We start from the raw sequence: 20,316 nt of genomic DNA, 5'->3' as shown, positions 1-20,316 counted from the left end.
TGGCTACCCCTGGGGAAAACTCTGTACCCTCACCCCTGCAACCGGGCGGCCGGTGCTAACGCTGCGCCCGCCGGCCACAAGGGCAAAAAAGATTATCACGGCTGCGGCTGCGGCCACCATGGCCGACCCGGCAATCTAACCAAAAGGTAACGCCGGCCTCAGGCGGTGATCATCCGCCGATGGGTATGGATCGACATCAGGATCCCGAACGCCGCCATCAGGGTCACGATGGAGGTTCCCCCGTAGCTGATCAGCGGCAGCGGCACCCCGACAATGGGCAACAACCCGCTCACCATACCCACATTGACAAACACGTAGATGAAGAAAGTCATTGAAAGCGCCCCGGCCAGCAGCCGGCTGAAGGAATCCTGGGCGTTCACCGCGATGTAGAGGCAACGCAGGATAATCAGCAGGTAAAGCGCCAGCAGACACAGGATGCCGACAAAGCCGAACTCCTCCGCCAACACCGCCACGATGAAGTCGGTGTGGCTCTCCGGGAGGAATTCCAGGTGGGACTGGGTGCCCTGCATCCAGCCCTTGCCGCTCCAGCCGCCAGACCCGATGGCGGTCTTCGACTGGATGATGTTCCAGCCCGCCCCCAGCGGATCGCTCTCCGGGTCCAGCAGAGTCAGCACACGCTGTTTCTGGTACTCCCGCATGACGAAGAACCACATCAGCGGAATGACCACCGTCATCAGGCCGGCGAAGGCACTGATCACCTTCCAGCTGATGCCGGCGAAGAACACCACGAACAGACCTGCCGCCCCCACCAGCAGGGAGGTACCCAGGTCCGGCTGCTGAATGATCATGGCCATGGGCACCAGCACCACCGCCAGCGCCACCGCCACGTGCCGTAAACGCGGCGGCAGAAAATGCCGTGACAGGTACCAGGCCGCCATCATGGGCACTACCAGTTTCATCAGCTCCGACGGCTGGAATCGCGGCAGCCCAGGCAGGTCCAGCCAGCGCTGGGCACCCTTGGCCCCGACACCGATCAGCAATACCGCCACCAGGCCACCCAGCCCCAGCAGGTACAGCCAGGGCGACCAGCGCCGGTAGACCGACGGATCCAGCTGGGCAAACACCACCATCACCAGCAGCGCGATGCCGATGCGCACCGCCTGGGCGCGGACCACCGCCACACTGCCGTCACCGCCGCTGTAGAGCACCACCAGACCGAAGGCCAGCAGTATGGTCAGCAGAAACAGCAGGATCGGGTCCAGATGAAGCGCCGACCAGAACCCCCTGGGAGCGGACAGCGGCCTCATGGACATCTGGTTGAGGAAATCCCGGCTGGCCATCAGGGCTGCGCTCCCACCACCACCGGAGACTCGGCCTCCGGAAAACCCACCAGCCAGGCGTCAAACATGGCCCGGGCCAGGGGCGCGGCGGTACCGCTGCCGCTGCCGCCGTTCTCGACGATCACCGCGACGGCAATCTCGGGGTTCTCCACCGGAGCAAAACCCACGAACAGGGCATGATCCCGCAGGCGCTCCTGGACTTCTTCCTCCTCGTACTCCTCGTCCTCGGCAAGGCTGAATACCTGGGCGGTTCCGGTCTTGCCGGCCATACGGTAGCTCGCCCCACGGCCCACGGCGCGGGCCGTGCCGCGCTCGCCGTGCATGACGTCCTCCATACCCTTGATCACGAACTCCCAGTCCGAGGGGTCCGAGAGCACGATGTCCGGGTGGTTGGATGCGGGCAGTGCCATGTCGGCGGGCTTGTCACCCAGCACCTCGTTGAGCAGGCGGGCCTGGGCCCAGCGCCCCCGGTTGGCCATGACGGCAGTGGCGGTGGCCAGCTGCAGCGGTGTTGCCAGGTTGAAGCCCTGGCCGATGCTCATGTTGACCGAATCCCCCGGATACCAGGCCTCGTTGCGCACCGCCCGTTTCCAGTGCCGGGACGGCAGCAGGCCCGGCAGGGCACCGCTGATGTCGAGGGAGGTTTCCTCGCCGAAACCGAATTGGGCCATGTATTTGTGCATGGTATCGACGCCCATCTTGACGCCCATGTCGTAGAAATAGATGTCACAGGACTGGGAAATGGATTCCCTGAGATCCACCCAGCCATGACCGCCCCGCTTCCAGTCCCGGTAGCGGCGCCCGCCAGTGGAAAGCTGGAAGTAACCCGGGTCCCAGATACGCCGCTCGCGGGTGGTGGTGTTGCTGTCCAGGCCGGCGATGCCCAGCATGGGCTTGATGGTGGAGCCCGGCGGATACTGGCCCCGCAGGGCGCGGTTGAACAGGGGCTTGTCCAGGGATTCGTTGAGCTCCCGGTAGGCCTCGACGCCGATCCCGGTGACGAACAGATTGGCGTCGAAACCCGGCACACTGGCCAGCGCCAACACGCCACCGGTCTCCGGTTCGATCGCCACCACGGCGCCACGGCGGCCCTCCAGCAGCTTGAACGCCAGTTTCTGGAGACGGATGTCCAGGTGCAGGCGAATGTCCTCGCCGGGTACCGGATGCTCCTGTTCCAGCACTCTCAGGGTGCGGCCGCGGGCATTGGTTTCCACATGCTGGTAACCCACCGAGCCGTGCAGCAGGTCCTCATAGAACCGCTCGATACCGGATTTGCCGATGTAGTTGGTGCCGGCGTAGTCGATCGGGTCGATGCGCTGCAGCTCCTCCCGGTTGATGCGGCCGACATAGCCCAGGGCGTGGGCGGTCATCTCGGCGTAGGGGTAGTAGCGCACCAGCTCGGCAGTCACTTCCACGCCGGGCAGCTCGTGACGGTGCACCGCCATGCTGGCGATCTCCTCCTCGGTGAGATCGTAACGCAACGGCAGGGCCTGAAAGGGCCGCCGCGGCTCCTCCAGGCGGCGGCGGAACCGGGCCAGGTCCTCCTCGGAGATGCTGAGCAGGGCCTGTAGCTCGCTCAGGGTGGCGTCCAGGTCCCCGACCCGCTCCGGCACCAGGGTCACGCTGAACACCGGGCGGTTCTCCGCCAGCAGCACGCCGTTGCGGTCGTAGATCAGACCGCGGGTCGGCGCCACCGACTGCACCTGCACCCGGTTCTTGTCGGACATGGTAGAGAAGATTTCGTGCTGGACGATCTGGAGCTGGTACATGCGGGCCAGCAGGATACCGATGAGCACCATCAGCACCGCCACCATGACGATGGTGCGGCGCTGGAAAACCCGGCGTTCGGCGGCGGTGTCCTTGAATTCACCCCAGGGCATACTGACTTCCAGACATGGCGCTAGGCACGGTGATATGGGTGGTTACGGGTGATGGACCAGGCCCGGTAGAGCTGCTCCGCCAGCACGATACGCACCAGCGGATGAGGCAGGGTCAGGGGCGACAGGGACCACTGCTGGTCGGCGCGCTCACGGCAGATATCGGCAAGGCCGTCCGGCCCGCCCACCAGGAAACTGACGTCGCGGCCATCCTGCTGCCAGTGTTCCAGTTGCTGGGCCAGCTTTTCCGTGGACCAGGGCCGCCCGCCCACTTCCAGCGCAATCAGGCGGTCGGTCCTGCCGGTGGCGGCCAGTACCGCCTCGCCTTCGCGCTGCACCAGGCGGGCAATGTCCGGGTTCTTGCCGCGATGGGCCATGGCAATCTCCGCCAGCTCCAACGGCAGTTCCGGCGGCATTCGACGGGCGTACTCCTGATAACCCTGGCTGACCCAGTCCGGCATCTTCTGCCCCACGCAGACCAGCCTCAAACGCATACTTACTCGCTGCCCGCTGCGCCCATGCTCGGCGCATCGCGCCACAGCCGCTCCAGGTCGTAGAACTCACGGGTCGCAGGCATCATCACGTGGACCACGATGTCACCCAGGTCCACCAGAATCCAGTCGCTGGCATCGGCGCCCTCCACGTTGGCGTACCGGACACCTTTTTCCTTGACGTCGGTCACCACCGAATCCGCCAGCGAGCGCACGTGGCGATTGGAAGTACCGGAAGCGAGGATCATGTAATCGGTGACGCTGGTGCGGTCCCTGACATCGATCACGCTGATGTCCTTGGCCTTAACGTCTTCGAGCGCGTTAACCACGATGTCTTTCAATTGCTCTGCCTGCATAGTCACCCTGTCTGACCGCCGCGAACCAGAAGGGTTCCCGGGCTGTGATTTGCAGGAATTGTATCACTAAAAAACCGCGGCAGGGCAGGATGAAATCCACTCCCGGGCCGGCTGACTTCAGACTTCGTCACGATAGAGGCCACGGTCCCGGATCGCCTGCCACACCGGATCCGGCAGCAGGTAGCGGGGGGAGCGACCGGACCGGATACGCTCGCGGATGCCGGTGGCGGAAATCTCCAGCAGCGGCAGGTCCAGGGCCAGGCAGAGGCCGGCGGGCCGGCCGTGCAGTTCGTTGATCGCTGCTGCCTTGCGCTGGTTCAGCAGCTGCGCTGGCTCACTTTGCGGCTCCAGCTCGGCACCGGGACGGTTCACGACGATGATGTGGGCCAGTTCGGGGATGCGGCGCCAGTCCCGCCAGCGATGGAAACCGGCGAAGGAGTCCATGCCCACCACCATGGCAAGGGGTTCCCGCGGCCCCAGTTCGTCCCGCAGCTGGCTCAGGGTCTCGGCGGTGAACGAGGGGCCCTGGCGATTCAGCTCGCGATCGTCCACCGTCAGCCCCGGCTCGCCGGCAATGGCCAGTTTCAGCAGCGCCAGGCGGTCCTCGCTACGGGTGCCGGGCTGCTCCCGGTGGGGCGGGATGTGGCAGGGCACCAGCGCCACCCGGTCAACGCCCAGGCGCTCCCTGAGCTCCACCGCCATGCGCAGGTGGCCATGGTGGACCGGGTCGAAGGTGCCGCCGAGGATCAGGTGCATGGCCACTCAGGTCCGGATGTGGCCGTCGCCGAACACCACGTATTTCTGCGAGGTCAGGCCTTCCAGCCCCACCGGACCGCGGGCATGGATCTTGTCGGTGGAGATGCCGATCTCGGCACCCAGGCCGTACTCGAAACCGTCAGCGAAGCGGGTGGAGGCATTCACCATCACCGACGCCGAGTCCACTTCGGTGATGAACCGCCGGGCACGGGTGTAGTTCTCGGTGATGATGCTGTCGGTGTGCTGGGAGCCGTAGCGGTTGATGTGCTCGATGGCCTCGTCCAGACCGTCCACGACCCGGATGGCCAGCACCGGCGCCAGGTATTCCTCGCTCCAGTCCGCCTCGGTGGCGGCTTCGATACCGGGTACCAGGTCGCGGGTGGCGTCACAGCCGCGCAGCTCCACCCCCTTCTCACGGAAGGCACCGGCCAGCAGCGGCAGCATGCCTTCGGCCACCTCCCGGTCCACCAGCAGGGTTTCCATGGTGTTGCAAGTGCCGTAGCGCTGGGTCTTGGCGTTCACTGCCACCCGCAGGGCCTTCTCCGGGTCGGCGTGGCTGTCGATGTACACGTGGCAGACCCCGTCCAGGTGCTTGATCACCGGCACCCGGGCGTCCCGGCTGATGCGTTCGATCAGACCCTTGCCGCCACGGGGCACAATGACATCGACGTATTGGGGCATGGTGATCAACTCGCCAACGGCGGCACGGTCGGTGGTCCGGATGACCTGGACGGCGGTCTCCGGCAGGTCTGCGGCCTTCAGCCCCCGGGCAATGCAGCTGGCGATGGCCTGATTGGAGTGAATGGCCTCGGAGCCGCCCCGAAGGATGGTGGCGTTGCCGGATTTGAGGCAGAGACTGGCGGCCTCCACCGTCACGTTGGGCCGGGATTCGTAGATGATGCCGATCACGCCCAGCGGCACCCGCATCTTGCCCACCTGGATGCCGGAGGGGCGATAGGTCATACCGGTGATCTCGCCGATGGGATCGGCCAGGCTGGCCACCTGCCGCAGGCCCTCGATCATGGCGTCGACGCGCGCCGGTGTAAGTTCCAGGCGGTCCAGCATGGCCGGCTCCAGGCCGTTCTCGCGGCCCTTCTCCAGGTCCCGGCCATTGGCCAGGGTGAGCTCCTCGCGGGACGCATCCAGCGCGTCCGCCATGGCCAGCAGCGCCGCATTGCGGGTCTGGGTCGTTGACCGCGCCACCACGGTGGCGGCCTGACGGGCCTGCCGACCCACTTCAACCATGTATTCAGCGATATCCATCAATCTAACCCCGGTTGGACCTGTTCACGTCTGACGGTAAAGTGCCTACTGTACCTGCAGGGGGAGGCGTGCGCATCCCGGCTTTGGCTCTGGCCCTTCGCTCTGACTGTCGGTTACTTTATTATACCGCTGCGCCAGCGGTTTCGGGGACAGGGATTTCCGGAATCACGCCGGCGCTGCCGCGGCGAACAGTGACAAAAAGGATAAAAGCATGGGCCAGTTGGCCGAAAAGTTTCTGCTCAGCCGCTTTGCCCGCGCCAGTTGCCTGCTGCTCCTGGCCCTGGCGGTATATTCCGCGGTGGTGGGCAGCTGGCTGCCGGCCCTGGGCGCTACCACCGGCGCGGCCCTGGTGTGGACCACCACCGCCGTCAGGCCCAGCCACGAGCACACCGGCTGGATCAGCCTCAACCGGGCGCTGGTGATTGCGCTGGCCATCGAGCTCTGCGCCAGCCTCTGGCTGGGCCCCCTGAGCCTCACCCACTGGCTGTTCGTGGTACCGCTGGCGGCCTTCGCGGTGCTGCCGCTGGTACCGGCCAGCCTGGTCACCCTGGCCTGCGTGGCTGCGGTCATGGTGGCTGGCCTCGGGGCCGGACTGGGGCCGGATCGCCACCAGCTGGTCAGTACCCTGTTCCTGGCCACGGCGCTCTCCTGCGTGCTGGTGTTCCTGCGGGAATACAAGGCCCGCCAGCTGGCGCCCCTCCGCCGCACTGACGAGCTCACCCAGGCCGCCAGCCGGGAGTACCTGTCTGCCGACCTGCACAAGGAAATCCAGCGCAGCGAGCGGGAAGGCACCGACATGGCGATCATCATGATCGGCCTGGACACCCATCTCAGCGACACCGACCCGGACGCCGACATCCGCGCCATCCTGCCCCGGATCGGCCGTTTTCTGCACTCCCAGCTGCGGGACTTTGACAGCTACTACCGGGTAGCGGACCTCCAGTTCCTGATTATCCTGCCGGGCAACACCACCGCGGAGGCCGCCGGCAAGGCCGGCCAGATCCGCAAGGGCCTGGTGGCGCTGCTAGCGTCCCACCATCTGGACCTGACCGTCAGCGCCGGGGTGGCCGGACTGAACATCGGCGATGACGCCGACAGTCTGCAGCAGTCCGCCGCCAATGCCCTGCGCCGGGCCCAGCGCCAGGGCGGCAATCGCGTGCAGTCCTACAGCGCCTGGTCCGACAGCCGGCCAGCCAGGGGCGACAACCCCTCTGCCATGGGAGCCGGCAGCCATGACTGAGACCCGTCTGCGCACCTATACTCATTTCAGCGGCTACATCCTGGCATCACTGTTTATCGCCAGCCTGGCGGCCCAGAACCTGCGTTACGGCTTTTACGAGCTGTTCTACCTGGCCAGCACGCTGATGGTGGTGACCGGCGTGGGTGCGATCTACACCCTGATCAGCCGGCGCCAGCAGCTGCGGGCGCCGGGTCACCTGGTTATCCTGGCGGTGCTGAACCTGGCCCTGGTGGCCGCCCTGCTGACCCAGTCCCGGCCCGACATCAGCTACTGGTGCCTGCCCACCATCCTGCTCAACGTGCTGATCCTGCCCCTACGCCAGGGGGTCATTCTCTCCCTGGCGCTGACCCTGGTGCTGGCGATCTTCGTGTTGAGCCACAGGGCGCTGCCGGAGGCGCTGCTGACACTGGCCTCGGCCCTGATTCTGCTGAGCACCGCCGCGCTCTACATCTGGCACTACAACCATATGGCGCAGTCGGCCGAAGACCTGGCCATCACCGACCCGGTGACCGGTGCCCACAACGTCCGTTTCCTCGATGAGACTCTGCAGAAAGAGATCAGCCGGGCCCAGGTCACCGGCCACTCCCTGTCGGTGGTGGTGGTGTCCATCGACTACCTGGACGAGATCCACGACCTGCACGGCGAGGCCGGCGTCCAGACCCTAGCCCGCGAGGTCACCGAGAAGCTGTTTGAAGTGATCCGGGCCGGGGACACCCTCTACACCCTGGACCATGGCGAGTTCTTCCTGATCCTGCCCTTCACCCCCGAGGAAGGCGTGCGGGTGATTGCCGAGCGTATCCGGCGCACCCTGGGGGAACACCGCTGGCCGGTGGTGGGCCGGCTCTCCGTCAGCCTGGGCTGTACCACCCGGGTGAGCTCGGACACCCGCGCCGACACCCTGCGGGACCGGGTCTGCCAGGCCCGGGCCGAAGCGGTTCGTCGCGGCCATGACACGGTCTGGTTCAGTCACGGAGACCGCCAGCCATCATGACTCCGGAATGGCTCCTGCCGGCGAGCGAATGGCTCGGCCGGAATCCGGGCTGGCTGGCCGCCGCCCTGGCCGGCGTGGCCTTCATCGAGTCCCTGGCCGTCGCGGGCCTGGTGGTGCCGGGCGTGGCCATGCTGTTCGCGGTGGCGGCCCTGGCCGGCCAGACCGGCATGTCGCTGTATGAGGCGCTGGCCTGGGCCGCCCTCGGCGCAATCCTCGGTGACAACATCAGCTTCTGGCTGGGGCGCCTGTTCCGGGGCCGGCTGGATTCGATCTGGCCGTTCACCCGCTATCCCCACATGCTGACCCGGGGTGAGCACTTCTTCCACAAACACGGCGGCAAGAGCGTGGTGATCGGTCGTTTTGTCGGCCCGATAAGGCCGGTGATTCCTCTGGTTGCGGGCGCTTTTGACATGGACGGCCGCCGTTTCCTGGCCTTCAACCTGGGATCAGCCCTGGCCTGGGCGCCGGTCTACGTGTTGCCGGGCTTCCTGGTGGGCAGCGCCCTGGCCCGGGACATTTCGTTGCCCCCGCACCTGGCCGCCGTTGTGGTCATGTGCCTGTTGCTGCTGATACTGGTGTACCTGGTGTTTACCCGCACGCAATTGGCGCTGGACAGCAGCGGCCCCCTGCACCAGCAACTGCAGGCCTGGCTGGGCCGGTTTCACTGGGGCGACCGGCTCTGGCTGCAACTGACCAGCCAGCGCACCGGCCAGCGCCAGGAGTTCCCGCTGGCCTCCATCACGCTGGCGGCGGCGGCCACGTCGCTGTTTGTGATCTGGTCGATTCTGAACCTGGGCACCGACCTGCTGGCACCGGTCAACAACGAAACCAGGGCTTTCTTCCTGGCACTTCGCCAGCCCCTGTTCGATCCGCCGATGATCTTCCTGACCCTGCTGGCGGATGCCCTGCTGCTGATCATGACCGGCGTAATGGTGGCCGGACTCATGAGCCTGCGAGGCCACTTGATCACCGCTCTTCATGTCCTTGCCGCGATCGCGCTGGCGACTTCGCTGGTGTGGCTGATGAAGAGGGGGTTTGCGGTGCCCAGACCGGAACTGGTGCAGCAGGCCCCGGCTTCCGGGGCCTACCCCAGCGGCCACGCCACCGGAGCCGCCGTGCTGTTTGGTCTGGCGGCTGCGGCCGTGGCGCGGGAATGGCCATCCGAAATCCGCTGGCGCATTTATGTGGCGTTCAGCGTGCCCATGCTGCTGGTGGCGCTGAGCCGTCTGTACCTCGGGGTACACTGGCTGACCGACGTGGTGGGGGGACTGCTGCTGGGGCTGGCGATCTGCGGGCTGGTGCGGACCAGTTTCAGCCGTTTTGACACGGCCCCGCTGCGATTTGACGCGGTTACCCTTTGTGGCGTCGCGGCCTGGGCCGTATTGAGCCTGGTCTACATCAACTGGCGCTGGTCCGAGGCGGTGAGCCACTACGCCCTGGCCTGAACGGCGTCTGACGGGTTACTCCAGCGCCTCCAGCAGGGCGTGGAGACGCTCCAGCCGCTCCAAGGGGTCCTGCAGCTCAACCAAGCGCTGTTTTTCCTGCTTGTCGATGGGCAGCAGCTCGGTCAGGCGCCAGCCCACGTCGCGGGCGTCGTCGAAGTCCACCGTCATCTCCAGGTCGTTCACCACCGGGTGCTTGAGCAGCGCCCGCAGCACCACCGGCAGCTCCGACAGGGCGTCCGGCACCGGCAAGTCGGCCTCGTCCAGCAGCACCTCCACGTCCCCCATGTTGAGACCGTCCGGCGCTTTCCAGCACTTCACCACCGTGACCTTTGACACACCCTCGACGGTAATGCCAAGCAGGCCGTTATCCAGTTGCTGGAAGTCGATAATGCGCACATAGGTGCCAATGTCGTAGAAGGCAGCCGCGCTGCTGGTTTCCAGGCCGTCCCTCAGCAGAACCACCACGAAGCCACGGTCTTCCTTGAGGCAGCGGGTCAGCATGTCTATGTAGCGTGGCTCGAACAGCTGCAGCGGGATCCGGCCCCGGGGCAACACAATCGAGTTGAGGGGAAACAGTGGTACGTGCATAGACGGATCAGTCACCTGGGCGGAAGCTCCCGGTCAGTTTATCGAAAGTAGCCGATGAACTTCATCGACGCGGGCACGGGCCTGGGTCAGTATCTGCAGGCTGCGGGACGCGTTCAATTCCAGCTCGCCCAGGCGGCGATAGGCCGGTACCGCGTCGAACTCCGGCAGCTCGCCGTTCTGGTTGCCACCGATCATGGCATGCAGCTGGGCCAGGATCACCACATCCACCAGTTGCGGTGTGGGTTCCCGGCTCTCGTAGTGCCAGTCCTCCGCGTGCCGGGCGGCCTCGACGAACGCGGCCGGAAAGGCCCAGTTCTCCAGGATCGCCGCGCCCACGTCGCCCCGCAGCTCCGCCATGGCCTGCGCCAGCTTGGTAGGGTCGGCAAAGATGCTGACATGATGTTCCGCCTGCACCAGCACAGGCACCGCGCCGATATCGTGCAGCAGCCCCGCCAGCAGGGCCTCCTCCGGATCCAGCTTGGTGGCGGTGTCCGCCAGCACCCAGCAGAGCGCGGCCACTTCCCGGGAATGGCGCCAGAGGGTGTCCATCTGCTGTTGCAGCGCTGGCTGGCGGGTCTTGAATACCTCCCGCATGGAGAAGACCGTCACCAGTTGCCGGGTGGTCTTGGTGCCCAGGCGGACCACCGCCTCCCGCACATTGCGGACATCGTTGAAGCCCCGGTACAGTGGGCTGTTGCAGGCCCGCACCAGCTTGGCGGCCATGGCAGGGTCGGCGGTGATGAACTGGGCAATCTGCTCGGCGGTGGTGTCCTCTCTCTCCGCCGCCCGGCGCACTTTCCAGGCCACATCGGGCACACTGGGCAGGCTGACCTGGTTGGAGCGCAGCTCGGCGTAGAACTCCATCAGCAGCGCGTGTTCCTCGCCGGTGCCGGCATCCTCCTCCGCCATCGAGTCCATTTCCACCTGCTGAACCGGCGCCGACCGCAGCAGCTGGTTGAGGGTTTCCTGACCCACCACGAGAAACTCACAGCGGGCGGTGGCCACCGCGTCGTACATCCGCGGCTGTAGACGTGCGATAGGGTGGAGCGCCTTGTCGCTGTCCGCGTCGATGCGGCTGACCCGACCGTCGGCGGAGCGAAGCTCAACCCCGCCCTCGACTAGGAAATACTCCAGGCCATCGCGGCTGCCCCGTTCCAGCACCCGCTGGCCAGGGGTAAAACGGCGCCTCTCGGCCCGGTGCGCCAACAGGATCAACTGGTCGTCGGTGAGACGGCCCAGAGGCTGGAACTGCTTGAGGCGACGCAGAGGCAGGCTGTCCTGGCCGGCCATAGGCATACTCCTGAGTGAATTTGTCGCATTACCCGGTTGCAGGGTCATCCAGGTCTCTTTGGTGCTTGCAGACTTTGCAACCAAGTGTAACCGCGGGTTTGGCAAACAACCATGCGCCAAAGGATTTATCTGGTATCCTTCGGGGTTTATCGGACTGACCATCAGAGACCTTGCCCATGCCCCAGTATCGCTCCCGGACCTCGACCGCAGGCCGGAATATGGCCGGCGCGCGCGCACTTTGGCGTGCCACCGGCATGAAAAATGAAGACTTCGGCAAACCCATCATCGCCGTTGCCAATTCCTTTACCCAGTTCGTGCCGGGTCACGTCCATCTCAAGGACCTGGGCCAGCTGGTGTGCCGCGAGATCGAGGCCGCTGGCGGCGTCGCCAAGGAGTTCAACACCATCGCCGTGGACGACGGCATCGCCATGGGCCACGACGGCATGCTTTACTCGCTGCCGTCCCGGGAGATCATTGCCGACTCGGTGGAGTACATGGTCAACGCCCACTGCGCCGACGCGCTGGTGTGCATCTCCAATTGCGACAAGATCACCCCCGGCATGCTGATGGCTGCGCTTCGCCTCAACATTCCCACCGTCTTCGTGTCCGGCGGCCCCATGGAGGCCGGCAAGACCAAGCTGTCCGAACACAAGCTCGACCTGGTGGACGCCATGGTGATCGCCGCCGACCCCAACGCCAGCGACGAGATGGTGGAGGAATACGAGCGCAGCGCCTGCCCCACCTGCGGTTCCTGCTCCGGCATGTTCACCGCCAACTCGATGAACTGTCTCACCGAGGCGATCGGCCTGGCGCTGCCGGGCAACGGCTCCATGCTGGCCACCCATGCCGACCGCGAAGCGCTGTTCCTCAAGGCCGGCCGACAGATTGTGGAGAATGCCCGGCGCTATTACGAACAGGACGACGCCAGCGTATTGCCCCTGAGCATTGCCTCGATGGCCTCGTTCGAGAACGCCATGGTGCTGGACGTGGCCATGGGCGGCTCCACCAACACCATCCTGCACCTGCTGGCCGCGGCCCAGGAGGGCGGCGTGCCTTTCACCCTGCATGAAATCGACCAGCTGTCCCGCCGGGTGCCGCAGCTGTGCAAGGTGGCGCCCAACTCCCCCAAGTACCATATGGAAGATGTCCATCGCGCCGGCGGTATCATGGGTATCCTGGGAGAGCTGGATCGGGCCGGGCTGATCGACACCAGCCTGCCCACCGTTCACAGCAAGACGCTGGCAGAGGCGCTGTCCCATTGGGACATCATGCGCAGCCCGACACCTGAGGTGGTGGAGTTCTACAAGGCCGGTCCGGCCGGTATTCCGACCCAGCAGGCCTTCAGCCAGAGCACCCGCTACCCGTCCCTGGATGGCGACCGGGCCACCGGCTGTATCCGTTCGGCCGAACACGCCTATTCCTCGGAGGGTGGCCTAGCCGTGCTGTTCGGCAACATCGCCCTGGACGGCTGTGTTGTGAAGACCGCCGGGGTGGACGAGAGCATCTACGTGTTCGAGGGCCCGGCGAAGGTGTTTGAAAGCCAGGAGGCCGCGGTGGAGGGCATCCTGGCGGACCAGGTCAAGCCGGGCGAGGTGGTCATCATCCGCTACGAGGGACCCAAGGGCGGCCCGGGTATGCAGGAAATGCTCTACCCCACCAGCTACCTCAAGTCCAAGGGCCTGGGCAAATCCTGCGCCCTGCTCACCGACGGCCGCTTCTCCGGTGGCACCTCGGGACTGTCCATCGGCCACGCTTCGCCGGAGGCCGCCGCAGGCGGCGCCATCGGCCTGATTGAGGACGGTGACCGGATCCGCATCGACATTCCGAATCGCAGCATCAACGTGCAGCTGGATCAGGCGGAGCTGGACCGGCGCCGGCAGAGCCGCGACAGGAAGGGCTGGCAACCGGCCATGCCGCGGCTCCGCAAGGTATCAGCCGCCCTGCGCGCCTACGCCCTGCTGGCCACCAGCGCCGACAAGGGCGCGGTCCGGGATCTGTCGAAACTGGACTGAACGAAAAATGCCGGCGCCCTCAGGCGCCGGCATTGTTTCAGGGCCCGTAACCGCAACCCCGGTCAGAAGAACGACCAGCCGCCGTCATCCTGTTCCTGCACGCCGCCTTCCACGTCAGGTTTGGCCTGCGCCGCTGCCGCACTGGGCTCCACCGACGCGTCATCGACCCGCTGGGAGCTGGTGATGGCGTTCGGCTCAGCGGTGTCGGCGGCTGCAATGTCCACCTCCACCATGCCCAACGCCTTTTTGGTGGGTTCGTCCAGCTCACCGGTCACGGTGAGGTCCGGATGATCCTGCTGAAAGGCCTCCAAAGCCTCCCGGGTGGCGGCATCCATGGCAGGCTTGACGTTTTCAATCTCATAGCCTGCGCCATAGAGCGCGTGCTTGAGGGCCACGGTTTCATTGGCCTGGGCTGTCACGGCGAAGCCTGACAGGGTTGCGATGAGTGCCCCCGCGGCACAGGTTCGCAACGAGCTTCGCAGTTTGCTGGTGAATGAATGATCCATGGTGACTGTCTCCTGCTTGCGCTTTTATGGTACCGGACTGTTCCTACCGCGCCTTACCAGGCGGTGGCGTCCTGGTTTTATGATCTAACCGAGCCAGAGCCTCGACCAGTCAGGGTAATCAGGTACCCTTTCTTAACCTTAGCACAGGAAAACCGGGCTGGGGCCGGTTCGGGGACCTTTACTCCGGCTTGCCGGTATCGCCCTTGCCCGTTTCGAGCCCGGAGGCCTCCTCGATCGCCGCGTCCCGGTGCACCACGCCACCGCTGAATTCGCGAATGAAAATGCCCCAGAACGCAATGAACAGTGCCGCCACCAGCGGCCCCATGACAAAACCGTTGATGCCGAACATCACAATGCCCCCCAGGGTGGACAGCAGCACAATGTAGTCCGGCAGCTTGGTGTCCCGCCCCACCAGCACCGGCCGCAGCAGGTTGTCCGCCAGGCCGATCACCACCACCCCGAAAACCGTCAGTATGGCGGCGGACAGCAGGTTGCCCACCGCCGCCAGGTAGACTGCCGCCGGCACCCAGACAATGGCCGCGCCAATGGCAGGAATCAGGGAGACCACCGCCATCACCACGCCCCAGAGCAGCGCGCCCTGGATATCCAGCAGCCAGAAAATGATGCCCCCCAGGGCGCCCTGGATAATGGCAATGAGCAGGTTGCCTTTGACCGTGGCCCGTGTGACCTCGGCGAACTTGGCGAACAGCAGGCGCTCGCGCTCATCCCCCAGCGGCAGCGCACGGATCAGCAGGTCCACCAGCCGGGTGCCGTCACGGAGCAGGAAAAACGCCAGGTAGACCATTAGCGCCAGCGCCAGGAAGAACTGGAAGGTGTTCTGGCCGAAGCCCAGGGCCTGTTTGGCGAGGAACTGGCTGCCACCCACGAAGGCACTGGCAGCGCGGTCGCGCAGTGCCTCGAAATCGATATTGAACTGGGCCAGGAAACTCTGAATGGCGGGAAACGAGCTGTTGATGCGATCGATGTATTCACCCGGCCGGAGTTCACCCGCCTGGATCTGCTGGTAGAGAATCACCCCCTCCGCCACCAGTGAGGAGATCAGCAGCATCACCGGAATCACCACGATCACCAGGCAGAACAGCAGGGTCAGCAGCGCCACGGTGTTGCGTTTGGGCCCCATGCGACGCAGCAGCCAGTTCTGGACCGGATGGAAGATCAGGGCGATGGCCACGGCCCAGAAGATCGGACCGGCGAAAGGTTTCATCAACAGCAGGAAGGCCAGTGACACCAGCACCAGCATGGCCAGGAAAGACCGTCTCTCCAACGCTTCGTACATAACCCTGTTCACTCCCGTTTTGTGCGCCGGCCCGGGCCGGCAATGCCGCCGACCGTCGTGGTATACCCTACCATGCCGGTCATGGCCAGCGTGATTGCAGGCGAGTTATAGTCGGGGATAAGAGAACGGTAAAGCGGGCCCGGCCCGCGGCTAACCCATCGAGTGACAGGTAAGGCGATTGCAGAACGATCTCTTTGATACCGAATCCGCGCTACTGGCGGCGCGGGCCTTGGAGCGCATACTGGCCAGCCGCATGCACCGTCGCAAGGTGCTTGGCCAGGAAGTGCTGGTGCCTGGCCAGTTGGGCCAGGCCCTGCGGCTGCCGCTGCTGGTCAGGCGCCTGCAGAGCAAGCAGCTGCGCCAGCGCGAAAAAGGTCTGGAGGACTTCCTGGCGCTCTGGGAGACCCTGTCGGAACCCACCCGGCGACGGGTGCTGGAGGCCATAGGCTGGTACGATCCCAAGGAACTCGACTGGGAAGACAAGCGCTCCAACCGCCGGCCGGCCTCGGGGGGTGAAGACTGAAATCCAAACCCTTTCCGCAACGTAATGACTCCCTGACCTTTAAATGTCACACCCTTGCCCTATCATCAAGTTATGGGCGAGTGTCCAGACATTCCATCAATAACAGCGGGACGGCCACCAGGGCCGCCCCAGGAGACACACAATGACAAAACAGGAACATTTCCAGGCCAGGTTGGCGGAGGGCAGTGTCTTGCCCACCCTGCTCTGCGGCCACTGCAGCTCCACCCTGTCCCGGGCCAAGATTTTCCGCAACAAGGACGCCGGCCCCCGAGGCACCGCCTGCAACTTCATCGGAATCTGTTCGGCCGACGACTGCGGCGCTCTCAACTGCTGCGATCACGCCCTGGCGCAGCTCGACAACCCGACCAGCATCGTTGACATGGCGTCCTGAAGCAATCGGGCAACGCACTGTTACGCAAACCAAACACATCTTTGAGCCATCTGATTTAAGCTTGTGCTGATCTGGCCGATACAGTCCGGCCGCGCTAACCAATCAGTCAGGACAGTCGATGGCATGCGTATCCTAAGAACCGACGATTACCGTTTTTCGGGGCTGGCGGACTATCCATTTGCACCGAATTATCTGGATGTCGGCCCCGGGCTCAGGATGCACTACATCGACGAAGGACACGCCGACCAGAAACCGGTCGTCATGCTCCACGGCGAGCCCTCCTGGTCCTACCTCTGGCGCCACGTCATTCCCCCCGTCAGCCAGGCCGGCCACCGCGTGCTGGCACCGGATCTGATCGGTTTCGGCAAGTCCGACAAGCCGGCGGACATCAACGATTACAGCTATGACAATCACCTGGCCTGGCTCAATGATTGGCTGACCCGCCTGGACCTCAACAACATCACGCTGGTCTGTCAGAACTGGGGCTCACTGCTGGGACTGCGGCTGGTGGCGGAGCACCCTGAACGCTTTGAACGGATCATCGTGGGCAACGGCATGCTACCCACCGGCGAGGGGGGTGTGCCTGCCATGTTCACCGCCTGGAAAGCCTTCGCCCGCTACAGCCCCTGGTTCCCGGTCAGCCGGATCATTCAGCTGGGCACCGCCCGGACCCTGAGCCGGGCCGAGCTGGCGGCCTACGAAGCACCCTTCCCGTCCGCACTCTACAAGGCCGGAGCGCGGGCGTTTCCACGCCTGGTGCCGGTGTCAGCGCAGGATCCTGCCAGCCTCGCCAACCGGGCGGCCTGGGAGGTCCTCAAGAAATGGCGCAAGCCTTTCATTACCTGTTTCAGCAGCGGTGACCCCATTCACCAGGGCGGCGACCGCTACCTGCAGCGCCACATCCCCGGCGCTCATGGTCAGCCTCACATCACCCTGCGGGGCGGCCACTTCCTGCAGGAGGATTCCCCGGAGGATTTCGCCCGCATCATCATCGACGCCTGCAAGAACGTGCTGGCGGCCTGACCGGCCGCCTCCGCCAATAGCGCTAGCCAAACACCGTAACGGTCTGCCGGCTCAACGCCACCAGTTCACCCTGACGATTCCAGATGCCTGCCTGGGTATGGCCATAGCCGGCCGCGGCCTGGTCAATGGTAGCCCGGTAGAGCAGCCAGTCATCCGGAGCCATGGTGGGCCGGGGATGGACGATATCGAAGGCCCAGCTCAGTGAGCTGGCCGGCGCCGGCTGCTTCAGATGGGGCAGCAGGGCCGGCGGCCAGGCATCGATCAGCGCCACCAGGTGCGCATCGGTGAGCTCCGCCGGCGGCTTCCGGAAACGCATCCAGCCGCCCATCTCCCGGCCGCCCTTGCCACTGAAGGGCATGCCGCCAAAGGCCCAGCGCATCTCGATGTGCTGGGTGAACTCGGGGGTGACGCCCTTGATGTAGGGCAGCGCCTGGCAGCTGTCCGGCTCCGGCGCATCCGGCGCCGCCAGCGCCGGAACCGACACCGAGGACTCACGACCGCTACCGAATGCCGCCAGGGCCGCAAGCCGGGTTTCACCCTCCTGGATCAGGCTGGCCCGGGCCTGGCTCACGGCCTTGCCCTCCCGCAGCAGATCCGCCTCGATGACCACTTCGCAATCGGCGGTTACAGGCCCCACGAAAGACACCTGCATCGAGCGCATGGGGCGGCCCTCGGCCACCACCCGGGTCATGCGATCAAACGCCAGGGCTGCCACCAGGCCGCCGAAGGTCGCCCGCCCCTGCCCCCAGGAGGCGGGCATGGTAAGGCCCTGATTGGCGGCGCTGGCCAGTAGTTGGTCAAAATTCATGGTCTGTTCCCGTGCTGACAAAAAAGGTTGGAAGGGCAATTACCTATAGCCCCGGCCCGGAGTTTGCGTACAAAACGATACGGTAAACCGGTATACTCTGCCATACCGCGCGCGACCGAGGTTGCGCCCTATCCTCCGAATTCCGAGTGACTTAATGTCTATAGAATCCTTCGCCGATCTCGGCCTTGACCCGGCCGTTCTTGAGGCCGTCGCCGCTGTTGGCTATGAAAAACCCTCGCCGATCCAGGCCCAGGCAATTCCTGTCCTGCTTCGGGGCGACAATCTGCTGGGTACCGCCCAGACCGGCACCGGCAAGACGGCGGCCTTTGCGCTGCCGCTGCTGAGCCGTATCGAGCACGCCCAGAACGTGCCCCAGATTCTGGTGCTGACCCCGACCCGGGAACTGGCCATCCAGGTGGCCGAAGCCTTCACCACCTACGCCAGCACCTTCCGCAACTTCCATGTGCTGCCGATTTACGGTGGCCAGGACTTCTATCCGCAGCTCAAGGCCCTCAAGCGCGGCGTCCAGGTCATCGTGGGCACCCCCGGCCGGCTGCTGGACCATCTGCGCCGCGGCACCCTGAAGCTGGAGACCCTGAAGGCCCTGGTGCTGGACGAAGCCGACGAAATGCTGCGGATGGGCTTTATCGACGACATCGAGGCGATCCTGGCGGCGACGCCGGAAGGCTGCCAGCGCGCGCTCTTCTCCGCCACCATGCCGGCGCCGATCCGCAAGGTGGCGCAGACTTACCTGAGCAACGCCGCCGAAGTCAAAATCGAGAACCCCACCAAGACTGTGGAGCGCATCTCCCAGTTCGTGCTGCCGGTCTACGCCGAGCGCAAGCTGGATGCTCTGACCCGCATCCTGGAGGTGGAGCCCTTTGACGCCACCATCATCTTCGTGCGCACCAAGGCCGAAACCACCCTGCTGGCGGAAAAGCTCTTTGCCCGCGGCCATGCCGTAGCAGCCCTGAACGGCGATCTCAACCAGCGCCAGCGGGAGCTGACGGTGGAGGAGCTGAAAAACGGCAAGAAAGACATTCTGGTGGCCACCGACGTGGCGGCCCGGGGTCTGGACGTGCCGCGGATCACCCACGTCATCAACTACGACGTGCCCTACGACAGCGAAGCCTACATCCACCGGGTCGGACGCACCGGTCGCGCCGGCCGCGCCGGCAAGGCCATCCTGCTGGTCACCCCGCGCGAGCGCAGCTGGCTGCGCACCCTGGAGCGGGCCACCAACTCGCCCATGGAGTCCTACCAGCTGCCCTCACCCAGCGACCTGCAGAAGCTGCGGGAAGACCAGTTCGAGACCCAGCTGCAGAGCTTCTCGGAAGACCCCAAGCTGGGCCGGGCCATGGAGCTGCTGGACGGAATTGCCAAACGCAACGATCTGGACATGGCACAGCTGGCCGGCGCCATGGCTTGCCTGCTGGAGTCTATCCAACCGGGCACCCTGCCGCTGGAGGAGCCCAGCGCGCTGCCGATTCCGGCACCGGAGCGCCGGGGTCGTGACGATAAAGGCGGCCGTGGCGGCAAGCCCGGCTTCAAGAAAGGCCCGGGCGGCAAGTTCAAGGGCAAGCCCAACAAGCCCGGCGGCTTCAAGGGCCCCAAGCCCGCGGACCGCGGCCCCAAGCCGGCAGGACGCCAGCCCAGCAAGCGCCCCGCCAAATAACCAGCTCAAGCAGCCGGGACACTAGTCCCCGCTGCGCTGGTACACCACAAAGCTGTAGTCATAGGGATTATTGTCGGACGCGGTGAAATCCTCGCGTCCGATTTCCTCCCACTCGTCCCAGTTCACTTCCGGGAACCAGGCGTCCCCCTCCACCTCGGCATGAACCTGGGTGATGTACATCCGGTCCACCCTGGGCAGCATCTCGGCGTAAATCTGGCCGCCACCGATCACCATGACTTCACCACTGCCATCCAACTCCGCCTGGGCTTCGGCCTTTTTCAGGGCCTCATCCAGTGAAACGGCCTTGACCGTGCCTGCCGGCGCCTGCCAATCCGGGTCACGGCTGACCACCACATTCATCCGGCCCGGCAATGGCCGGCCAATGGAATCCCAGGTCTTGCGGCCCATGATGATGGGCTTGCCCATGGTGGCCTGCTTGAAGTAGCGCAGGTCGCCGGGGAGGTGCCAGGGCAGTCTGTTGTT

Annotated in this window: 20 protein-coding genes; 8 read left to right on the top strand and 12 right to left on the bottom strand. The window is 65.2% G+C overall.

Annotated features, from left to right (window positions below; genetic code table 11):
• Nucleotides 1-158 precede the first annotated feature (158 nt).
• From rodA to R3280_RS08990, 6 genes are all read right to left on the bottom strand, one after another.
• On the bottom strand, nt 159-1,301 hold the full coding sequence (gene rodA, locus R3280_RS09015; RefSeq protein WP_318998267.1) for a rod shape-determining protein RodA: 1,143 nt from the start codon (nt 1,299-1,301) through the stop codon (nt 159-161).
• A complete protein-coding gene (gene mrdA, locus R3280_RS09010) occupies nt 1,301-3,181 on the bottom strand; it encodes a penicillin-binding protein 2 (RefSeq protein WP_318998266.1) in 1,881 nt (626 codons plus the stop codon). Before mrdA ends, rodA begins: the two co-directional genes overlap by 1 nt.
• A 20-nt stretch (nt 3,182-3,201) precedes the next feature.
• On the bottom strand, nt 3,202-3,672 hold the full coding sequence (rlmH, locus tag R3280_RS09005; RefSeq protein WP_318998265.1) for a 23S rRNA (pseudouridine(1915)-N(3))-methyltransferase RlmH: 471 nt from the start codon (nt 3,670-3,672) through the stop codon (nt 3,202-3,204).
• 2 nt (nt 3,673-3,674) lie between these two features.
• A complete protein-coding gene (gene rsfS / locus R3280_RS09000; RefSeq protein ID WP_318998278.1) occupies nt 3,675-4,025 on the bottom strand; it encodes a ribosome silencing factor in 351 nt (116 codons plus the stop codon).
• 117 nt (nt 4,026-4,142) lie between these two features.
• Nucleotides 4,143-4,781, bottom strand: coding sequence for a nicotinate-nucleotide adenylyltransferase (nadD, locus tag R3280_RS08995; RefSeq protein ID WP_318998264.1), 639 nt, complete (start codon nt 4,779-4,781; stop codon nt 4,143-4,145).
• 6 nt (nt 4,782-4,787) lie between these two features.
• Nucleotides 4,788-6,044 carry a glutamate-5-semialdehyde dehydrogenase gene (locus R3280_RS08990; protein WP_318998263.1) on the bottom strand — a complete coding sequence of 419 codons (1,257 nt, stop codon included), beginning with the start codon at nt 6,042-6,044 and terminating at the stop codon, nt 4,788-4,790.
• A gap of 211 nt (nt 6,045-6,255) precedes the next feature.
• Between R3280_RS08990 and R3280_RS08985 the strand changes: the two genes are divergently transcribed.
• From R3280_RS08985 to R3280_RS08975, 3 genes are read left to right on the top strand one after another with little or no spacing between them, the layout of a single operon-like run.
• Complete coding sequence (locus R3280_RS08985) at nt 6,256-7,284, top strand: GGDEF domain-containing protein (RefSeq protein ID WP_318998262.1); 1,029 nt, start codon at nt 6,256-6,258, stop codon at nt 7,282-7,284.
• Nucleotides 7,277-8,275 (top strand): GGDEF domain-containing protein, encoded by a 999-nt coding sequence (locus tag R3280_RS08980; protein ID WP_318998261.1) that lies wholly within the window; start codon nt 7,277-7,279, stop codon nt 8,273-8,275. The genes R3280_RS08985 and R3280_RS08980 overlap by 8 nt, the downstream gene beginning before the upstream one ends.
• The gene (locus tag R3280_RS08975) at nt 8,272-9,720 is read left to right on the top strand and encodes a bifunctional DedA family/phosphatase PAP2 family protein (protein WP_318998260.1); all 1,449 of its coding nucleotides are present in this window, start codon (nt 8,272-8,274) and stop codon (nt 9,718-9,720) included. Before R3280_RS08980 ends, R3280_RS08975 begins: the two co-directional genes overlap by 4 nt.
• Nucleotides 9,721-9,735: 15 nt before the next feature.
• Here the strand turns inward: R3280_RS08975 and R3280_RS08970 are convergent, their stop codons facing one another.
• Together R3280_RS08970 and R3280_RS08965 are read right to left on the bottom strand one after the other, a co-directional pair.
• The gene (locus R3280_RS08970) at nt 9,736-10,308 is read right to left on the bottom strand and encodes an LON peptidase substrate-binding domain-containing protein (RefSeq protein ID WP_318998259.1); all 573 of its coding nucleotides are present in this window, start codon (nt 10,306-10,308) and stop codon (nt 9,736-9,738) included.
• Between the two features lie 33 nt (nt 10,309-10,341).
• Nucleotides 10,342-11,598 (bottom strand): HDOD domain-containing protein, encoded by a 1,257-nt coding sequence (locus R3280_RS08965; protein WP_318998258.1) that lies wholly within the window; start codon nt 11,596-11,598, stop codon nt 10,342-10,344.
• A 176-nt stretch (nt 11,599-11,774) separates the two neighbouring features.
• On the opposite strand from R3280_RS08965, the gene ilvD reads away from it, so the two are divergent.
• The gene (ilvD, locus tag R3280_RS08960; RefSeq protein WP_318998257.1) at nt 11,775-13,610 is read left to right on the top strand and encodes a dihydroxy-acid dehydratase; all 1,836 of its coding nucleotides are present in this window, start codon (nt 11,775-11,777) and stop codon (nt 13,608-13,610) included.
• Nucleotides 13,611-13,672: 62 nt separating this feature from the next.
• Here ilvD and R3280_RS08955 read toward each other — a convergent pair whose 3' ends face one another.
• Nucleotides 13,673-14,116, bottom strand: coding sequence for a peptidoglycan-binding domain-containing protein (locus R3280_RS08955; protein ID WP_318998256.1), 444 nt, complete (start codon nt 14,114-14,116; stop codon nt 13,673-13,675).
• Nucleotides 14,117-14,294: 178 nt separating this feature from the next.
• Complete coding sequence (locus tag R3280_RS08950; protein ID WP_318998255.1) at nt 14,295-15,413, bottom strand: AI-2E family transporter; 1,119 nt, start codon at nt 15,411-15,413, stop codon at nt 14,295-14,297.
• A 178-nt stretch (nt 15,414-15,591) separates the two neighbouring features.
• Between R3280_RS08950 and R3280_RS08945 the strand changes: the two genes are divergently transcribed.
• The 3 genes from R3280_RS08945 to R3280_RS08935 all read left to right on the top strand — a co-directional run bounded on the left by R3280_RS08945 (nt 15,592) and on the right by R3280_RS08935 (nt 17,350).
• Nucleotides 15,592-15,936 (top strand): hypothetical protein, encoded by a 345-nt coding sequence (locus R3280_RS08945; RefSeq protein ID WP_318998254.1) that lies wholly within the window; start codon nt 15,592-15,594, stop codon nt 15,934-15,936.
• A gap of 142 nt (nt 15,937-16,078) precedes the next feature.
• The gene (locus R3280_RS08940; RefSeq protein ID WP_318998253.1) at nt 16,079-16,327 is read left to right on the top strand and encodes a hypothetical protein; all 249 of its coding nucleotides are present in this window, start codon (nt 16,079-16,081) and stop codon (nt 16,325-16,327) included.
• A 123-nt stretch (nt 16,328-16,450) separates the two neighbouring features.
• Nucleotides 16,451-17,350: a haloalkane dehalogenase gene (locus R3280_RS08935; RefSeq protein WP_318998252.1), complete on the top strand. Its 900-nt coding sequence runs from the start codon at nt 16,451-16,453 to the stop codon at nt 17,348-17,350.
• A gap of 22 nt (nt 17,351-17,372) precedes the next feature.
• Here R3280_RS08935 and R3280_RS08930 read toward each other — a convergent pair whose 3' ends face one another.
• A complete protein-coding gene (locus R3280_RS08930) occupies nt 17,373-18,158 on the bottom strand; it encodes a thioesterase family protein (protein WP_318998251.1) in 786 nt (261 codons plus the stop codon).
• Nucleotides 18,159-18,312: 154 nt separating this feature from the next.
• Between R3280_RS08930 and R3280_RS08925 the strand changes: the two genes are divergently transcribed.
• Nucleotides 18,313-19,833, top strand: coding sequence for a DEAD/DEAH box helicase (locus R3280_RS08925; protein ID WP_318998250.1), 1,521 nt, complete (start codon nt 18,313-18,315; stop codon nt 19,831-19,833).
• A gap of 21 nt (nt 19,834-19,854) precedes the next feature.
• On the opposite strand, the gene R3280_RS08920 is transcribed toward R3280_RS08925, so the two are convergent.
• The coding region (locus R3280_RS08920) for a dihydrofolate reductase (protein ID WP_318998249.1) at nt 19,855-20,316 on the bottom strand (462 nt) is incomplete at its 5' end.

This window comes from Marinobacter sp., from assembly GCF_033722195.1.
In the GTDB taxonomy this organism is placed as follows: domain Bacteria; phylum Pseudomonadota; class Gammaproteobacteria; order Pseudomonadales; family Oleiphilaceae; genus Marinobacter.
This window is presented reverse-complemented; position numbering and strand designations above follow the sequence as displayed.